Genomic DNA, 15,572 nt, shown 5'->3' with positions numbered 1-15,572 from the left:
CTGAACTTTATAAGCATTTAATCACGGAACATCTCATGTCTTTAGACTCAACTCCATTCAAATCATCAAGCAGAACTCATTATGATGTGATTATTATTGGTGGCGGTCACGCGGGTTCAGAAGCTGCAGCTGCAGCCGCACGCATGGGTGGGCATGTTGCTTTGATTACACATAAATATGAGACAATTGGAGAGATGTCATGTAATCCTGCCATCGGAGGGCTTGGCAAAGGTCATTTGGTTCGTGAGATTGATGCGCTTGATGGGATTATGGCAAAAGCAATTGATCGTGGTGGTATTCAATTTCGGATTTTGAATAAGAGTAAAGGCCCTGCAGTGCAAGGTCCACGGGCGCAGGCGGATCGTAAATTGTATAAGGAAGCAATTCAGAATCTTTTAGCGGATTATTCAAATTTAGAGATTATTGCAAAGCCTGCAGGAAAATTGCTTGTTTCTGATGCTGGTGCTGTTCAGGGTGTTGTGACTGAGGATGGCGCAGAGTTTAAGGCTGGTGCAGTTGTTATTACAACAGGAACTTTTTTAAAAGGCCTCATTCATATGGGGACAGATATTTTCCCGGCTGGACGGATCGATGAAAATCCATCTATTGAATTGGCTGACTTTCTTTATTCTTTAAAGCTCAATATGGGTCGTTTAAAAACAGGGACCCCGCCAAGACTCGAAGGCAAGACAATCAATTGGTCAATTCTAGAAGAGCAGCATGGGGATGATCCCCCAGTGCCTTTTTCATATTTGACAAAGGAAATAACAACGCCTCAAATTCCTTGTTACTTGACCTATACAAGCCCTGAAGTTCATGCTTTGATTCAAGAGAATATTTTGCAGTCTCCAATGTATTCTGGTCAGATTAAGAGTATTGGGCCACGTTATTGTCCTTCTATCGAAGATAAAATCATGCGATTTGCAGATAAAGAGCGTCATCAGATCTTTTTGGAGCCAGAAGGTTTGGATGATTCAACAGTCTATCCAAATGGGATCTCAACATCATTGCCAAAAGAAATTCAATTAGAGATACTCAAAAATATCCCAGGGCTCGAAAATGCAGAGATGATAAGGCCAGGTTATGCCATTGAATATGATTATGTTGATCCGCGTGAGTTGAAAGCAACTTTGGAGCTTCATAAGGTCCCAGGCCTGTTCTTAGCAGGGCAAATTAATGGAACCACAGGTTATGAAGAGGCCGCAGCCCAAGGGCTTATCGCAGGTATTAATGCCTCATTGAAGGCATCTGGTTCATCAAAAGAATTTACCTTGAGCCGATCAGAGGCTTACATTGGCGTGATGATTGATGATTTGATCACAAAGGGAACAACTGAGCCATACCGCATGTTTACATCACGTGCTGAGTATAGGCTGACGTTGCGCGCTGATAATGCTGATACGCGCCTCACACAAAAAGGGATTGAGATTGGTTGTGTTCATTCAGAAAGAGCGTGTGCATTTCAGGCTAAGTCATCGCTTTTGAGCCGAGCAACAAATGATTTTTCGGCCGTTCATTTGACGCCGAATCAGGCTCAAGCATTGGGTGTTAAGATGAAACTTGATGGTGTGAAGAGAAATGCTCTGGAGCTCCTTGCTTATCCTGATGTGACAATGGATTTCTGTTTAGGGACTTGGCCAGAATTCAAGAAGTATGATTCTCAAATTTTAGAGCAAATCGAAATTGATGCGAAATATCGGAGCTATTTAGATCGCCAAGAGTCTGATATTCAGTCTTATCGTTCAGATGAGGCTCTCAAGATCCCTGCAGATTTAGATTATGCACAGGTTGGATCTTTATCAAATGAAGTGAAGGCTAAGTTTATGGCGGTAAGACCAGAAACAATTGCAGCAGCATCTAGGATTCCTGGGATCACACCAGCAGCGGTGATGGCTCTTTTGAAGTATATTAAGAAGGGATCTCTTCACCAGTTACCTCAGTCGCTCCCTATTGCATCATGACCTATAGACAAGTCATTGAAAAAATTGAAAATATGGTGAGGGAGGAAGATGTTCCACGTGAAACATTGGATCGATTAAGAGACTATGCTGATCTGTTGGTCAAATGGCAAAGGCAGATTAATCTGATTTCAAATGCGACATTAGATGACATTTGGGGGCGCCATTTCTATGATTCATTGCAATTGATTTCTTTTATCAAGAACAAAGATGCCTTTATCTATGATTTTGGATCTGGGGCAGGGTTTCCTGGCTTGGTTTTGGCCTGCGCAGGTTTTACAAATATCCATTTGGTTGAAAGTGATGAGCGCAAGTCTCATTTTCTGGCTGCTGTGAAGCGAGCATTGGGTCTGTCTGTGACGATTCATCATTGTCGTATTGAAGATTTACCGCGATCATCGGCGGATATCGTGGTGAGTAGGGCCTGTGCTGATCTATCTCTGTTGCTTTCTTGGTCGGCTCCAGTTTTGAAAGCTGGAGGAGCCTGTTATTTCTTAAAAGGGAAAAAAATTCAAGATGAGATAAAAGACGCTAGGAAAAATTGGCAATTCAATGATAGACTTTATCCATCAAAGGTCAGTTCAGATGGATCTATTTTATATCTTGATAATCTTGTTAAGCTAAAATAATAGTTGTTAAGTATGACTTCTGGACGAACAATAATGATAAGGCCAAGGGGGATAGATGATTATATCGATAGCAAATCAAAAAGGCGGTGTTGGGAAGACAACAACAACAGTTAATCTAGCAACAGCTTTGGCTGCTTGTGGCAAAACTGTTTTGTTGATAGATCTGGATCCTCAGGGAAATGCATCAACAGGCTTGGGCTTGCCTCAATCAGCGCGTAAAATTGGCTCTTATGATGTGGTTTTTGGCGATGCGACTATCCAAGAAGCAGCAATGAAAACAGAAATACCGAATTTATTCATTGTCACAGCCAATTCAGAGCTTTGCGGAGCAGAGGTAGAGTTAGTTGATGCGACAAGACGTGAATATCGTTTGAAAGATGCCCTCTCGAAAGCGCAGATACCTTTTGATTATGTCCTCATTGATTGCCCTCCTGCCTTGGGTTTTTTGACATTAAATGCTTTAACAGCATCAGATCGTGTCCTTGTTCCTTTACAGTGTGAGTTTTATGCATTAGAAGGGCTTAGTTTTTTAATGCAGACAGTTCAGCGCGTGAAGGCTTCCTTTAATGCAAGGCTTGATTTGTTAGGTGTTGTCTTGACAATGTATGACCGTCGTAATAAGTTATCAGAACAGGTTGAAGAGGATGTGCGGGAGCATTTCGGCGAAAAGGTGTTTAAAACTGTCATTCCGCGTAATGTAAGAGTGTCAGAAGCCCCATCGCACGGAAAGCCTGTTTTGCTTTATGATCTGAATTGTCCTGGATCTAGAGCCTATATGTATTTAGCAAGTGAATTATTAAAATCAGAACAAATGAGAATAAGCGCATGACAACAGAAAAATCAATTGAAAAACAACCAGCAAAAAGATTAGGTCGCGGGCTCGATGCTCTTTTTGGTGAGGCAGCCATTGCGGTTGCTGCTCAGTTGCCAGAAGATGTTAAGGAAGGGGGAGCGTCAACTGATCCAAGTGATCAGCCCATTTATTTGGCAGAGACAGCGCAAAAGTCTGAGCTTATTACCCTAAAGGGAATTCAAGTGGTCAATTTGCCAATTGGCTCTCTAAAAGCGGGTCGTTTTCAGCCGCGTCATGATTTTTCTCAAGAAGCTTTGGAAGAATTGGCTCAATCAATTGGGCAGAATGGTGTCTTGCAGCCCATTTTGGTTCGGTCTATTTCAGGTAATGAGTATGAAATTATCGCTGGTGAGCGTCGCTGGCGCGCAAGTTTGATTGCAGGTCTTTCTGAAGTTCCTGTGTTGATACGCGATATTACAGATCAGGAAGCACTCAGAATCGCTTTGATTGAAAATATTCAACGTCAAGATTTGAATGCAATTGAAGAATCAGAAGCCTATCAAAAATTAGTGGATGATTTTGGTCATACGCAGGCGGAATTGGCTGAAATTGTTGGAAAAAGCAGAAGTCATGTTGCGAATATTCTGCGATTGAATGATCTTTCTCTCATCGTGAAGCAGTATGTCCGCGATGGGAAATTATCATTTGGTCATGCCCGTGCACTTTTAGGCGCTGGCGATCAAATGGAGGCGATTGCAGAACAAGTTGTGACAAAGGAGCTCTCTGTTCGCCAAACTGAGGCGCTCATCAAAAAGATGATTAAAAGCGGTGATGATGTCCAAAAAGACTCTGATGAAACAGACTCATCCTTAGAGCAAATCAAGGCTGAATTTCAAGGGCTTGCGGATGAAGTTTCCCATAAGATCAGAATGCCTGTTCAGATACAAAATCATGCAGGAAAAGGCAAGTTTACAATTCATTTTACAAAGGCAGAGGAGCTCTCGAAATTGGTTGAATTGCTCACAAGTTTTGAAGAGATGCCCCGCTTGTAGCGCTTGTTTTAAATGTCCTCATAAACATCTTTTCGATGCATTATAGCGATAATGATAACAATCTTGTCGTCAATACGATAGACAATCCTATAGTCGCTTACACGTAATCGTCTATGACCTTTTAGACTGTATCGGAGCGGTTTTCCGAAGGCGATAGGGTTAACGGTAAGCCTGTCTTCGATTACCTTTTTGATGAGGGCCTTTGCGCTAGAAGGTAAGTTAGGAATATGCTCTTCGACGACTTCTTCTAAATATCTGATTTCAAAAGTCATTTCCAAGCGTCATCATGATTCACAGTTTTAGCATTTTTTTTGTCTAGAGCTTTTGCTATTTTTGACAGTTGAAAGTCTTCACGTAGCTCAAGTGCTTCTAGCGTTAATTCTCTTACAAGGCCAGATAAAGATTTATGCTCACTTTCTGCAAGTTTTGAGAGCAAAGATGCAACAGGCCTATCAAAAGTAATGTTAATCCTTGGGTTTTTGGTCACCATAGTCAATCTCCTCATATTGGTTTGTGTTATAAGTGTAACACTTATGTATCATCTTGTCAAATTGTCACTGACTCTAACTTTTCAAAATTCTTTGAAATTCGGCCCTTGGCAATTATTTTGTATGATAATCACCAAACCAAACTAGATGAGCTTTATTTTCATACCAATAGAAAGTGATTCTGAATTGATCATTAACTCTCAATGCATAGCGAGTGCCATATATTTTATGATCTTCTGCTTTTAAATCGTGCAGATCATCTCCGTGTGTGGCTTGATTTACAATATCGTTAAAGGACTCAGCGTCATTGAGAATATTCAGAAGGCGAACAGCATTGCCTGCGAATTCATCATCTTGGGCGTGAAAGATTTGCTTTGCCCTTTTTTCTTTAAAAGAAGCAATTGACTTTTGTGTACTCAAAGCTGTTTCTTTATCGTCATCACTTGAAGAACTATCTGATTTTTGAGCACTTTCAATCTTTCCAGCAGTCTCTTGCGCTTCTTGATATTGTCTCTGTTTTTCGGCTTTCTCTGTCGTAATAACCTTTACTTTTTCCTGGCGTGCTTTATTGCTTTCTTCAAGAGTTGCATGGCTCTCTAGAATTTCCTTTTTGAAGTTTACCGAAGCTACAGGGTTAATGAAGGTCGTTATGGCATTTTCATTCACGGTGCCTTTTTCAACTTTGATCAGGGTGTAGAGTCGTTTTTTAAGCTCCGTCAATTTTTGTTTTAAATCATTGCTGTAAGCTTTAGTTGCTTGAATTGTTATATTCAATTCAGTCATCAAAGCCAGAACTTCCTCAGCTTCAATTCTGATCGCTAGAGAAAGGTCTTTTGCAGATTCTAAATATTCAGAAGAGGCTTGAATATCTGCACTTGTTTCGTCTTGTATTTTCTGCCACAAATTTGCTCTGACTTGCTCTAACTTTTGTTGTTGTGCAAGAGCTGCTTCACGATTTTTTGCTTCTTTTTCCTTTTTATCTGCTTCCAATTTTTCATGATTGAATTCTTTTAGCAATTCTTCCATCATTCTTTGAAGTTGGTTCATTTTGGGTTCCAGATTGCGCTCGAATTTTACGCCAACTTTGCGTTTTATAGCTGTTGAAAAAATCTCTTTGAATGGGGTAATGCTGAGACCCAGTGAACATATGCCCTCTAGAATATCGATAGCCTGACTGAGAGGCAGAGCTAAAAGTTCAATGCGGCATTTTTCTTTTAAATGAGGCGTACTCTGTATCAATCTTGTGCAGTTTGTATAGAAATACATCAGAATTTCTTGATAATCAGTTAGTGTTAAATATCCAATTTTCTTGCTTGCAAGGTAGTTTTTATTCAGGTAGGATCTGTCAATCGCAAGCCAAATCACTTCGATAAAACTATTGCTTTTTCGAATCTGTTTATCATCATTCTCAGCTTGATACATCATCCTTTGGATACCTTCTGATGCAAGCAGTCGCAGTTCTGACGAAATTTGGGACTGTCCTGGGAGAATGCTTTCACAGTCTAACTCTGTGACCCTCGCAAATCTTAATTGACGGAGAATAAGACTCTGGTGAACTTGCCTTATGGCATTTTTATCTTCCCACTTGTACAGGGCAACAGCGTCTATATATTCCTCAATAATATCCTGATCATTTAGCAGCCTTCTAAGAGCAAGAAATTCAGAGACTGAAAGGCTTGATAGAATAAGAAGCAATGGTTTTTCTCTTTCCATTGTTCCAAAACCAGGTATTTTTGATTTTAGAAATTCGAATAGACTATCAGCTGATAATCTTTTGCTAGATGTATCTTCAAATAAATCGACATGCCTTTTAAAGTCAGCTAAAAGAGGAAGGCAGAAATCCATAATTTGTGCCTTTCTAAGGGGGCCAATTTGATCAAAAAGCCTAGAAATTGGGATCTGTGTTTCAGGAGAAAGTCGATCCCATAAGTGATCTTGTCTTCGAAGTTTTGTTTTGGCTTCAGCAAGCGTTTTTGGGATTTCGACCCCGGGCTCTATGTTATATTTTAGTATCGCTTTTTGCAGGTCTTGTATGGAGGTCGAATAGTCTTCTTCTGTAAATACGTATAAGGTGGCCATGAGAGTCTTTGTTAGCCGTGTTTTAAATTCAATTTTAAGTTTTGTTTCTTCCTGAATTTGAAGTTCTTTTTGGTTAACGCGCATCCATTTGCCAAATAATCTTATCGCTTCTTTGATATCAGCTGGGGTACTGCATTTTGTTTTAAGTCTTATAATTGCAGGATATGCCTCACTGAAATGATGATCTGCGGCTCTATAATAATAGTCCAATGCCTTTGGGTTGCTTTGAGTGACACCTGCGCCATCTCTATAAAGGTGTCCTAAATATAAGTAAGTCTCAGGTGTACCTGCTTTTGCGGCTCTTTCCAGAATATTGATTAATTTGATGAGCTCTTTTTTTAGGGTGTTTTTGTCAGTCGTTTTTACCTTACAGTAATAGTGTTTATAATAGGCGTGTCGAGGGATTAGGTTTGTTGCGCCATTTTCAATTGCTAAAGCGTAATTTGCGACTGCATAATCTAAATGTTGTGCAACCATCGCGCCAGTATAATGATGTGCAAGTTCTTGAAGAGACAGTAGAGAGCCGTTTTTACTTGCTGTGTGAAAACCTAGAGAGGCGCTCGTGCTTCTATTAAAAAGCCATATAACCATATTGCTATTTGGTCCGAGCTTCTTTTTGAGGGCGTCCATTTTTGCTTTGCTCTCATAAAGCTCAATATTTGGGATGAAGTTTTCTTTCTCTAACTCAAGGAGCGCTTTTAAAGTATGGGCTTCTACATAGTCTAACGTTATTGCATTATCATAGAATTTAGTGGCAATCTCTAAGTCTTTTGAATAGCCAATGCCATACGTACAAAGATAACCAACAAAATAATTAACCAAAGCTTGAAGTTGTGTGTGTTTTGCAAATTCAGGCTTAGCAAATAGCGGTATGAGTGTATTTAATAATGTAGTGGCTTTTGCAAAATCGACTTTTTTCGATTCTTTTTCAGTTAGATGAGATGATTCTGGAAGGATTTTTCCGGGCACCATATGATACATGGCTTCCAAAAAATATCTCAAATCACCCATTTCACTGTCGATATTAATGCGACCGAGTTCGAGAGCTCCTACATAAATAACAGTTCGCGTATAGAGAAATGCCTTTTTTCCGGTGAGTAGATTTAAGAAGGCATCAAGGCTTAATGTTTCTGATTGGACTCTTTTTTGAAAATGAAACCGAGATTCCTTTGTTGAATTTGAGAAAGACTGAATTTTGTAAAAGTGAAATGTAAATTCTGTTTGTGGTGTAATAACAGTTTGTGAGATGCTTGCCATGGTAAAACCTATATGTGTGTATGAAATAAAACGATAATTTATAAATTTAATATTAGGTAATTTATCATAAATCCTATCATTTATCAAGTGTTGTTTGCTTTACAGCGCCTTCATCATCAGAATGGCATCGACTTTTCGTCCTAATTCATTGTAATAATTTTTGCGAATGCTTGTTGTGACAAAGCTATTTTTCTCATAAAAGCGAATAGCTTGCTTATTGGTGGATGAGACTTCTAAGAGAATTTTATGGCAGTGTTCAAGAAATCTGGAGCCTTCATAATGATCATACAGAATCTGCCCATAGCCTCTCTTTTGAGCCGATGGGATAATCCCAAAAGTAATGATTTCAGATTCATTTGGCGTATTTTGCCAGATGAGATAGCCGATGGGCTGTTCTGGTGACCTCAGAAGAATGCCTTCAATCGTTGAGAGGGCAAAGAGAGTTTCAAAATCCTTTTGAGCCCATGTCTGATATTTAAAAATTAAAGGATGAAGCTCTGCTAGTAAAATAGCATGGTGAGCTGTGAGCTTTTCGAATGACAGGGTTAAGTCATGTTGACTCATTCAGGATTTTCCTTCAATTTGACGAATCCTGTTTGGCGCATATATAAGGGCTCTAGAGTGGTTGTTGATGTATTTTGGCAGTTAGGGTCAAAGTAAAGCTCAACCATGCTTCTGGCGCTTGGGAAATTAATCAGTAGGCCTGATGTTCCGAGAGGCTGAATTTGACCAACAAAGGCGAGGGCGGGTTCATTTTTGAGGAGATCTTGTAATTGATCCAACTTTGCAAAAAAGGGTTCGCCTTTTGCGGTGAAATTTTGGGAATAGCGCTGGCAGTAAAAATCTCCCTTTGATGTGTCGATCACAGATAAAAGCTCGCCTTTAGCAACGGGGTTTTCAGATTTATACTGCTGTATAAAGATATCAAAAACAGAAAGAGCTTTGATTGTGCACTTTGTCACAAGGGCAATGCCTTTAACGGCTGCAATTGAGAGCCTAAGGCCTGTATAGCTGCCTGGTCCGATGGCAATTGCGATGCCTTCAATGTCTTTAAGAGTGAGTTGATGACGGGTTAGTAAATCTTCAAGCCGAAAGAGGAGGGAATCATTATCGCGAGGTGATCCAGACAAAAACACCTCTTCAAGCATCTCCTTGTTTTTGAATAAAGCAAGACAAGACTGAGAGAAAGAGGTGTCAATGGTCAGAATGTAGTTCACAATAAAATCCTATAATATGTCTATCGGATCTTAGAGGATTTGGCAAGCCTCGTCAAATGAAAGTCTAGGATCGCGCGGAGCAAGGTTTGTACCATCCCCATGTCCTAAATTGCAGAGGAAAACAGATTTTGTTTTGCCGTCAGGGAAGAACTCTTTGTCAAGTCCATCATTATTAAAACCGGTCATAGGGCCGCAATCAAGGCCAAAGCTTCGTGCTGCAATGATAAAGTAACCACCTTGAAGTGTGCTGTTTAAGGCTGCTGTTGTTTTAATGAAGTCAGGTTTTCCGACAAACCAAGCTTTTGCATTGGTGTGAGGATAAAGGACATCCATGCGCTCATAAAAATCGAGATCATAAGCAATGATTGCTGTCACAGGCGCTGACATAGTTTTATCAACGTTTCCTGGGTCTAGATGCGGTTTGAGTCTTTCTTTGCCTGAGACTGTTGTTAAAAAAGTAATCCGCATAGGTGAACAATTCGCACTTGTTGGTCCATATTTGCAGAGGTTGTAAATATCAGTCAAGAGACCTTGCGAAACAGGTGTATTTTTCCAAGCACGATAGGTTCGGGCTTCTTTGAAAATAAGATTTGCATCTTCGGTTGAGAGTGCTTGCGACATGGTTGATCCTTTGGTTAGGGACTAGTTAAACAAATTGAATATGGGGATAGCATTCTTTCAATTCTATAATATCATGCGAGTCGATATGAGGGCAACGTGTAAGTCCTAATTTTTTCAATTTCGGAAAATGTCCCAGAATCTGTTTTACATCATCAAGGGCAACTCTTGTTCCAAAGAGGCTGAGCTCTTGAATGGTCGCATGTGCTAAGTTGAGACGTTTAAACTCATGAGGCTTAATGTTTTCAAGGCAGTGTAGGCTTGCTTTTTCAAGATTTGGAGAGAGTGAGAAGAGTTGTTTGATATCAACGCTGTTTAATTTTGTTTGCATGCATTTTAGATATTTAAGGTTCTTAGCGGCTGTTGAGAGTTTCTCTGCAATGTCACCTGGCTTGATGATTGTATTCCAATCAAAGTTGAGGTACACAAGGTTTGGTGCGGCGCCAAAAATGCTATTTAAGTCTTTTGAGTCGATATCGACACCAGAGAGATTCATATTTGAGAGGTTCGGTAAATCATTTGGGATAAGAGAGCTAAAGTAAGTAGGCTTGATATCTTTGTTGCCTTTGTAACTGATAATGGCATGATCAACAATGAGGTCAGGGTTTAGCCTTACAGGTCTTTTTCGCAGAGGGAAGGGCGTTGTATGTACTTGTGTTTGTGCAATAGAGGCCGTTCGGCTCGCACTCGCAAAAGGTCTTGTTGTAAAAATAGAAAATGGAACAAATCGATTGCTTTTAGTTAAAGCAGGAAGTAAGGGATTAGGTAATGTACGCGCACAGTATAAAAGAGAGGAAGTCACCATAAAAGATCCTTATTATTGTTATTGATTGAACAGAAATCAGTGTAAAAGTGTTTCACGGGTAGTTCAATTTTTTTATGAACGCTAAAAAAGATTATAAAAAAAGGACTTTTGGATAATGCTTTCGGAGAATGCCTATGTGATCAGTGGTTACATAGGCGCAACCTGAAAGACTAATGCGTTTCAGATTCGGAAAATGAGCAAGCATGTGAGAAATATCAAAGCCTACAATATTTTCATTGAAAATATAGAGTTCCTTAAGGTTTGCTCTTGTGTCATAAGGAAGAGCAGCGAAGTTTGTCTTTTTGAGATCGTTTGGTTTTAGTAAAACTCTGTTCAGCTCAAGCTCTTGTAATCTTGGACAGAATTCAAAGAAGGTTATAATATCTTGAGTCGTTACGCCAACGTTGGCAAGTCTGAGGCGCTTGAGGCTATAATGTTTCTCGCCTCCTGTGAATCTAGATGCAAAATCAGAACGGAAATCTTGAAAGGTCAGGAGATTTGGGCTTGCTTCAAGATCAATCGTTTGCAAATAAGGAGATGCATTGATGAGGCAGGCAATATCTTTACTTGAAAAACCTGCATGTCTAATCACAAGATGGCGAAGAGCAATCAGCGAATCCTGGGGGAGTGTATTGAAGTGATTTAAGGGGATCTGGCTTTGACTGCTGAGCTCCAGTGATGTTTTGCCTATAAGAGGTACAAATTTTTGGAGCAATGGAATCTGGGTAGATTTGTCATCGTTAAAAGCAGATTGCATGTTATTTGTGACACGTTTGAGGGCATGATTCCACCAATCATTAGAATCACCAATACAACGTCTTTGTGTGAGAGGTGTAAAAGGATGAGGAGATAAGGACGTCACTCGACTGAAAGAGTACAGGGCCGTTTGTAATGGACGTTGAAGAGATACAAAAAGAGTCTGAGAAAAGCTTCTTTGGAATATCAGAGGGCCCATTGGTAATCTTTCTTCTTAGTCAAGTTGTTGACGAACTTCAATCACTTCAGGCACATAATGCTTGAGCAGGTTTTCAATTCCAGATTTAAGTGTTAATGTTGAGCTTGGGCAACCAGCACAGGCGCCTTTAAGATGAACATAAACAATTCCGTTTTCAAATCTTTCAAAAGTAATATCGCCGCCATCTTGAGCAATAGCAGGGCGAACCTTGACATTGATAATTTCTGCGATTTGATGAGAGATTTCATCTTGTGGAGCTGAGGATTTAACTGGCTCTTGTTTTTTTGATGTTAGAATGATCGTTTGAGCGCCTTTGGTAAAATGCTCCATAATGATGCTGAGCAGAGATGGTTTTAAGAGAATCCAGTCTGAAGATTCTGATCTTGTAATGGAAATAAAGTCCGATCCAAGAAAAATGCGCTCAACGCCATCAACCGTAAACAATTGTTGCGCCAAAGGTGAAATCTGAGCCGATTGTAGATCCGGAAAATCGTAATTGCCTGAGTCAGAAACAACATGCCCAGGTAAGAGCTTTAATGTTCTTGGATTTGGGGTGTCTTGCGTTTGGATAAACATCTTATGGTTCTCTTTTGAATTATGCAGCTTTTTGGAAAGTGCTTGAATTGTCAGATGATTGTTCAATTTTTTTAGATATAAAAGCAACTAGTTTTTGCCCCAGATCATTATGCTGTTGTGGCGATTTGATTGTCAGAAGATGGCCTGATTCACAAATATCATCATCGGATAGGTCAAAAGATTTCTCTGATAATGCTGTTTTTAGGCTTTCTGGTGTTGAGATGACGTGACGTGCTGCATCTTTAGACAGTGTAAGCAGTTCAATAGCTTCACCCAGATAGATCGCCTTTTTTTGGTTTAAAGAATAATACTTGATGAAACGGGCAATATGGCCATGGTCCATCAGTTTTGAGATATGACGACCACCAGGGACAAATAGCACATCGTAATCAGTTGCCAAAGCGTCATTGAGGCTTACTGTGATTGGGTAGTAGTTTCCCCAAGTCTTTTGATGCCATGCTTGCACAAGGCCTGACTGGGATGAGATAAGATCGAATGAGATCTTGTTTTGAATGAGGTGTTTTTGAAGGTGAGTAAGATCAAGCTCTGTAAAGCCTGTTGAGACAAGAATCGCAATTTTCATCGTGATGGAATCCATTAATCAATTGAAAGGGTAAGAATTTCAAAGAGTTCTTTGATAATGTTCCTATTTATTACGGAAAATAAACACAATGTCAATACTAATTTTTGTATTTCCCATTAATAATCACAAATAAAGGCAAAAAGCGTCTATTTTGCCTTTGTGTTGCTGACTGCATCGCCGATTTCTTTTTCAAAGCCTTCTTCTGTCATTGAATGCGGAATGTTGCAGCTTTCTAAGTAAAAGCTAGGAACTGTTTTGATGCCGAGTTTTTTAGCGAGCTGGTTATTCTCATCAAGCATTTTTGTGATTGCGGGATGCTGTTTGTCTTTTTCAAACTTGTCGATGTCTAGATTTAGTTTTTCTGCGGTTTTCATGAGGAAGGTATCATCTGGGGTGTCGTTATAGTGAACAAGCTCATTATGAAATTCATTGAATTTATCCTGACGCGCTGCAGAGAGAACGGATCGTGAGATGTTTTGAGAGACGGGACCGAGTTTTCCTAAAGGACGATAGACAATCTTGAGCGAGCGATCACCTTTTTTAAGGTAATTTTCCAGTTCAATATCACTTCTTTTGCAATAGCCACAGAGATAATCATAGAAAATAATCAGTGTTGGCGTCCCTTTCCCGAAAGTTTCAGATGGCCACTGTCTGAGGTCTTTTTTCAAAAGAGCTTGTTGAGCATCATCAATGATGGTGCCGTTACAAGCAAAAGATTGAGTTGAAAAAGTGCAAAGACCGACAAATGCGATCACGGAAAATAAACGAGAAAGTGTCATGAGTGTGTCCTTTGGGTTTTTATTGTTTTTAGAAGGAGATCTTACTTTACTTGTCGTCATTGCGAGGAGCGGCTTGTCGCGACGTGGCAATCTTATGGAGCTTGAGAAAAGATCGCCACGCTTCGCTCGCGATGACGGGATTGAGAATCTCAAGCCTTTAACATTGGAGGAAGACCACCACCGCCAGAGGATGGTTCGCGTGTTGGTCCTTTTGCGGGAGCTGGAGGCGTTGTTGAGCCATCACCTTCACCATATTCTGTTTCGATTTTCTTTTTCCAGGCTTCAAGATAGTTGAGGAAGGTCTCAAGGCCTTTTTCAAAGTTTTGATAATCGCTGACTTCAAGTCTGAATTTACGATACATGAAGAGCAGATCAATTTCTTTAATCACAGAGAAAAGCGAGCCGCCGGTACCTTGACCAAACAAGTTTGCTTCCATCAGCTGGCAGAGAAAAGCCTCTCTGTTTTTTTCAGGGACAATTGAGACGGGTGAAAAGATCTGGATTTCATTCCCATCATCTGTCACTTTCATGTCGATTGCGTGAATATTATCAAAAACAAGACTACATGTGTTGTTTTCATCGAGTTCTAATTTGCCAAGGCCTAATTTATCGCCTAGTTCTAGGATCATATCTTTTGCATACATAATGTGTTGCTCCTTTACGCTTTGATCATGCCAGGCGGCAGTTTTGAGGGATCAAAATCACCGGCAGGTTCTTTTTTAATGACTGATTCAGCAGGCTTGTAATCGCCAGATTCTTTTTTAGGAGGCAAGGTTGAGTCATCAAAATTTTCCCAATCGCCGCTTAAACGCGCTTTCCATTTGCCAATTTCACCAAGGAATGTATCAAGTGCTTTTTCGAAATAGGCATAGGTTGGTGTCATGTCTGTGAAATTTTGAAAGAGCAAAACTTCATTTAAGTTTGAATCAATGCCAAGAGCCGTTTGACCAACAACTTGTTCTGGGCCATTTGCATCAAGGAGCATCTCGTAAAATTCACTTTTGTTTGTGCCAGGGATCTGACCAACGACAGAGTGTAATACAAAGCCTGCGCTTGTTTTTTCAACATCAACGGTGAGGGTCCCGTCAAAAACGAGTCTGCAAAGGCCATCTTCATTGAGGCGTAAATTGCCAAGGCCTGTTTTTCTGCCAAACTCTGATAAAATTTCTTGAATCGTACTCATTGTCTCCTCCTAAATAAACATGCTCAGTTATAGCGCATTTGACTCAACCTTTGCAATCATCATTTTAACCTCCTGCGCGCGTATTCGAGGACTGTGCATCGGAGAGTTTACTGAGAATCGTTAAAAGGGTTTGTAAAAAATTATCATATTGCGATTTATCAGTGCTCATATATTGGCTTGCAGCACTTGATTGTGCTTGAAGTTTAGTGATTCTTGCATTGTCCATATCAGCTTTATATTTTTTATCAGCGCTCACCAAGTTAAACGCACCGCTAATAAGTTGTGTGATATTCTGGACTGAACCTGCTATCAATTGAGCAGCTGTACCTTGAGAGAATCTTTGAGCTGTTTCTTGTGCAGCTGCAGCTTTTTCTGCTGGATCTTTTGTTGCTGTTTTGATGTCAGATTTGGCTTTCTCAATTGCTTCAGTATTCGTTGATTGATCTGTTTCGAGCGTTTTTCCTTTGTTTACAGAATCTGTGTAGGATTTGTTTGTTTCAAGCGCTCCGGTGAAGCTAGCTTTTATTTCGTCATCATAAATAGATGTCCAGGTCTCCATAGGTTCTGCAAGCAGTTGATCAACCATATTTTCGGGAACGC

General features: G+C 40.0%; 18 protein-coding genes. 4 read left to right on the top strand and 14 right to left on the bottom strand.

Going from position 1 to position 15,572, the window contains the following annotated elements:
• Positions 1–35 precede the first annotated feature (35 nt).
• Genes mnmG through KBF71_01095 form a run of 4 tightly spaced genes read left to right on the top strand, consistent with a single transcriptional unit; the run spans position 36 to position 4,432 of the window.
• Entirely contained in the window at positions 36–1,961 is a 1,926-nt protein-coding gene (mnmG, locus tag KBF71_01110) for a tRNA uridine-5-carboxymethylaminomethyl(34) synthesis enzyme MnmG (GenBank protein ID MBP9876917.1), read from the top strand.
• Positions 1,958–2,587, top strand: a complete 630-nt coding sequence (gene rsmG / locus KBF71_01105) for a 16S rRNA (guanine(527)-N(7))-methyltransferase RsmG (protein MBP9876916.1) — start codon at positions 1,958–1,960, stop codon at positions 2,585–2,587. The genes mnmG and rsmG overlap by 4 nt, the downstream gene beginning before the upstream one ends.
• A 55-nt stretch (positions 2,588–2,642) precedes the next feature.
• A complete protein-coding gene (locus KBF71_01100) occupies positions 2,643–3,416 on the top strand; it encodes a ParA family protein (protein MBP9876915.1) in 774 nt (257 codons plus the stop codon).
• Entirely contained in the window at positions 3,413–4,432 is a 1,020-nt protein-coding gene (locus KBF71_01095) for a ParB/RepB/Spo0J family partition protein (GenBank protein ID MBP9876914.1), read from the top strand. The genes KBF71_01100 and KBF71_01095 overlap by 4 nt, the downstream gene beginning before the upstream one ends.
• An 8-nt stretch (positions 4,433–4,440) precedes the next feature.
• On the opposite strand, the gene KBF71_01090 is transcribed toward KBF71_01095, so the two are convergent.
• The 14 genes from KBF71_01090 to KBF71_01025 all read right to left on the bottom strand — a co-directional run.
• Positions 4,441–4,704 carry a type II toxin-antitoxin system RelE/ParE family toxin gene (locus tag KBF71_01090; protein ID MBP9876913.1) on the bottom strand — a complete coding sequence of 88 codons (264 nt, stop codon included), beginning with the start codon at positions 4,702–4,704 and terminating at the stop codon, positions 4,441–4,443.
• Positions 4,701–4,922: a hypothetical protein gene (locus tag KBF71_01085; protein MBP9876912.1), complete on the bottom strand. Its 222-nt coding sequence runs from the start codon at positions 4,920–4,922 to the stop codon at positions 4,701–4,703. The genes KBF71_01090 and KBF71_01085 overlap by 4 nt, the downstream gene beginning before the upstream one ends.
• Positions 4,923–5,034: 112 nt before the next feature.
• The gene (locus KBF71_01080; GenBank protein ID MBP9876911.1) at positions 5,035–8,256 is read right to left on the bottom strand and encodes a hypothetical protein; all 3,222 of its coding nucleotides are present in this window, start codon (positions 8,254–8,256) and stop codon (positions 5,035–5,037) included.
• A 99-nt stretch (positions 8,257–8,355) separates the two neighbouring features.
• Entirely contained in the window at positions 8,356–8,820 is a 465-nt protein-coding gene (locus KBF71_01075; GenBank protein MBP9876910.1) for a GNAT family N-acetyltransferase, read from the bottom strand.
• Positions 8,817–9,473 carry a tRNA (adenosine(37)-N6)-threonylcarbamoyltransferase complex dimerization subunit type 1 TsaB gene (gene tsaB / locus KBF71_01070; GenBank protein MBP9876909.1) on the bottom strand — a complete coding sequence of 219 codons (657 nt, stop codon included), beginning with the start codon at positions 9,471–9,473 and terminating at the stop codon, positions 8,817–8,819. Before tsaB ends, KBF71_01075 begins: the two co-directional genes overlap by 4 nt.
• 30 nt (positions 9,474–9,503) lie before the next feature.
• The gene (locus KBF71_01065) at positions 9,504–10,094 is read right to left on the bottom strand and encodes a malonic semialdehyde reductase (GenBank protein ID MBP9876908.1); all 591 of its coding nucleotides are present in this window, start codon (positions 10,092–10,094) and stop codon (positions 9,504–9,506) included.
• A gap of 25 nt (positions 10,095–10,119) precedes the next feature.
• The gene (locus KBF71_01060; protein ID MBP9876907.1) at positions 10,120–10,896 is read right to left on the bottom strand and encodes a hypothetical protein; all 777 of its coding nucleotides are present in this window, start codon (positions 10,894–10,896) and stop codon (positions 10,120–10,122) included.
• A 91-nt stretch (positions 10,897–10,987) separates the two neighbouring features.
• Positions 10,988–11,851 carry a hypothetical protein gene (locus tag KBF71_01055; protein ID MBP9876906.1) on the bottom strand — a complete coding sequence of 288 codons (864 nt, stop codon included), beginning with the start codon at positions 11,849–11,851 and terminating at the stop codon, positions 10,988–10,990.
• Between the two features lie 15 nt (positions 11,852–11,866).
• Positions 11,867–12,427, bottom strand: a complete 561-nt coding sequence (locus KBF71_01050; protein ID MBP9876905.1) for a NifU family protein — start codon at positions 12,425–12,427, stop codon at positions 11,867–11,869.
• Positions 12,428–12,446: 19 nt separating this feature from the next.
• Complete coding sequence (locus KBF71_01045; protein MBP9876904.1) at positions 12,447–13,010, bottom strand: DJ-1/PfpI family protein; 564 nt, start codon at positions 13,008–13,010, stop codon at positions 12,447–12,449.
• Between the two features lie 146 nt (positions 13,011–13,156).
• Complete coding sequence (locus tag KBF71_01040; protein MBP9876903.1) at positions 13,157–13,789, bottom strand: DsbA family protein; 633 nt, start codon at positions 13,787–13,789, stop codon at positions 13,157–13,159.
• Positions 13,790–13,938: 149 nt separating this feature from the next.
• The gene (locus tag KBF71_01035) at positions 13,939–14,433 is read right to left on the bottom strand and encodes a type III secretion system chaperone (GenBank protein MBP9876902.1); all 495 of its coding nucleotides are present in this window, start codon (positions 14,431–14,433) and stop codon (positions 13,939–13,941) included.
• Positions 14,434–14,447: 14 nt separating this feature from the next.
• The gene (locus tag KBF71_01030; GenBank protein ID MBP9876901.1) at positions 14,448–14,972 is read right to left on the bottom strand and encodes a type III secretion system chaperone; all 525 of its coding nucleotides are present in this window, start codon (positions 14,970–14,972) and stop codon (positions 14,448–14,450) included.
• Between the two features lie 64 nt (positions 14,973–15,036).
• A partial coding sequence (locus KBF71_01025; GenBank protein MBP9876900.1) for a hypothetical protein occupies positions 15,037–15,572 on the bottom strand: 536 nt, incomplete at its 5' end.

Source organism: Alphaproteobacteria bacterium (genome assembly GCA_018063245.1).
In the GTDB taxonomy this organism is placed as follows: Bacteria; Pseudomonadota; Alphaproteobacteria; order JAGPBS01; family JAGPBS01; genus JAGPBS01.
The sequence above is the reverse complement of the archived record's forward strand: the minus strand, read 5'-3'. Positions and strand labels throughout refer to the sequence as shown.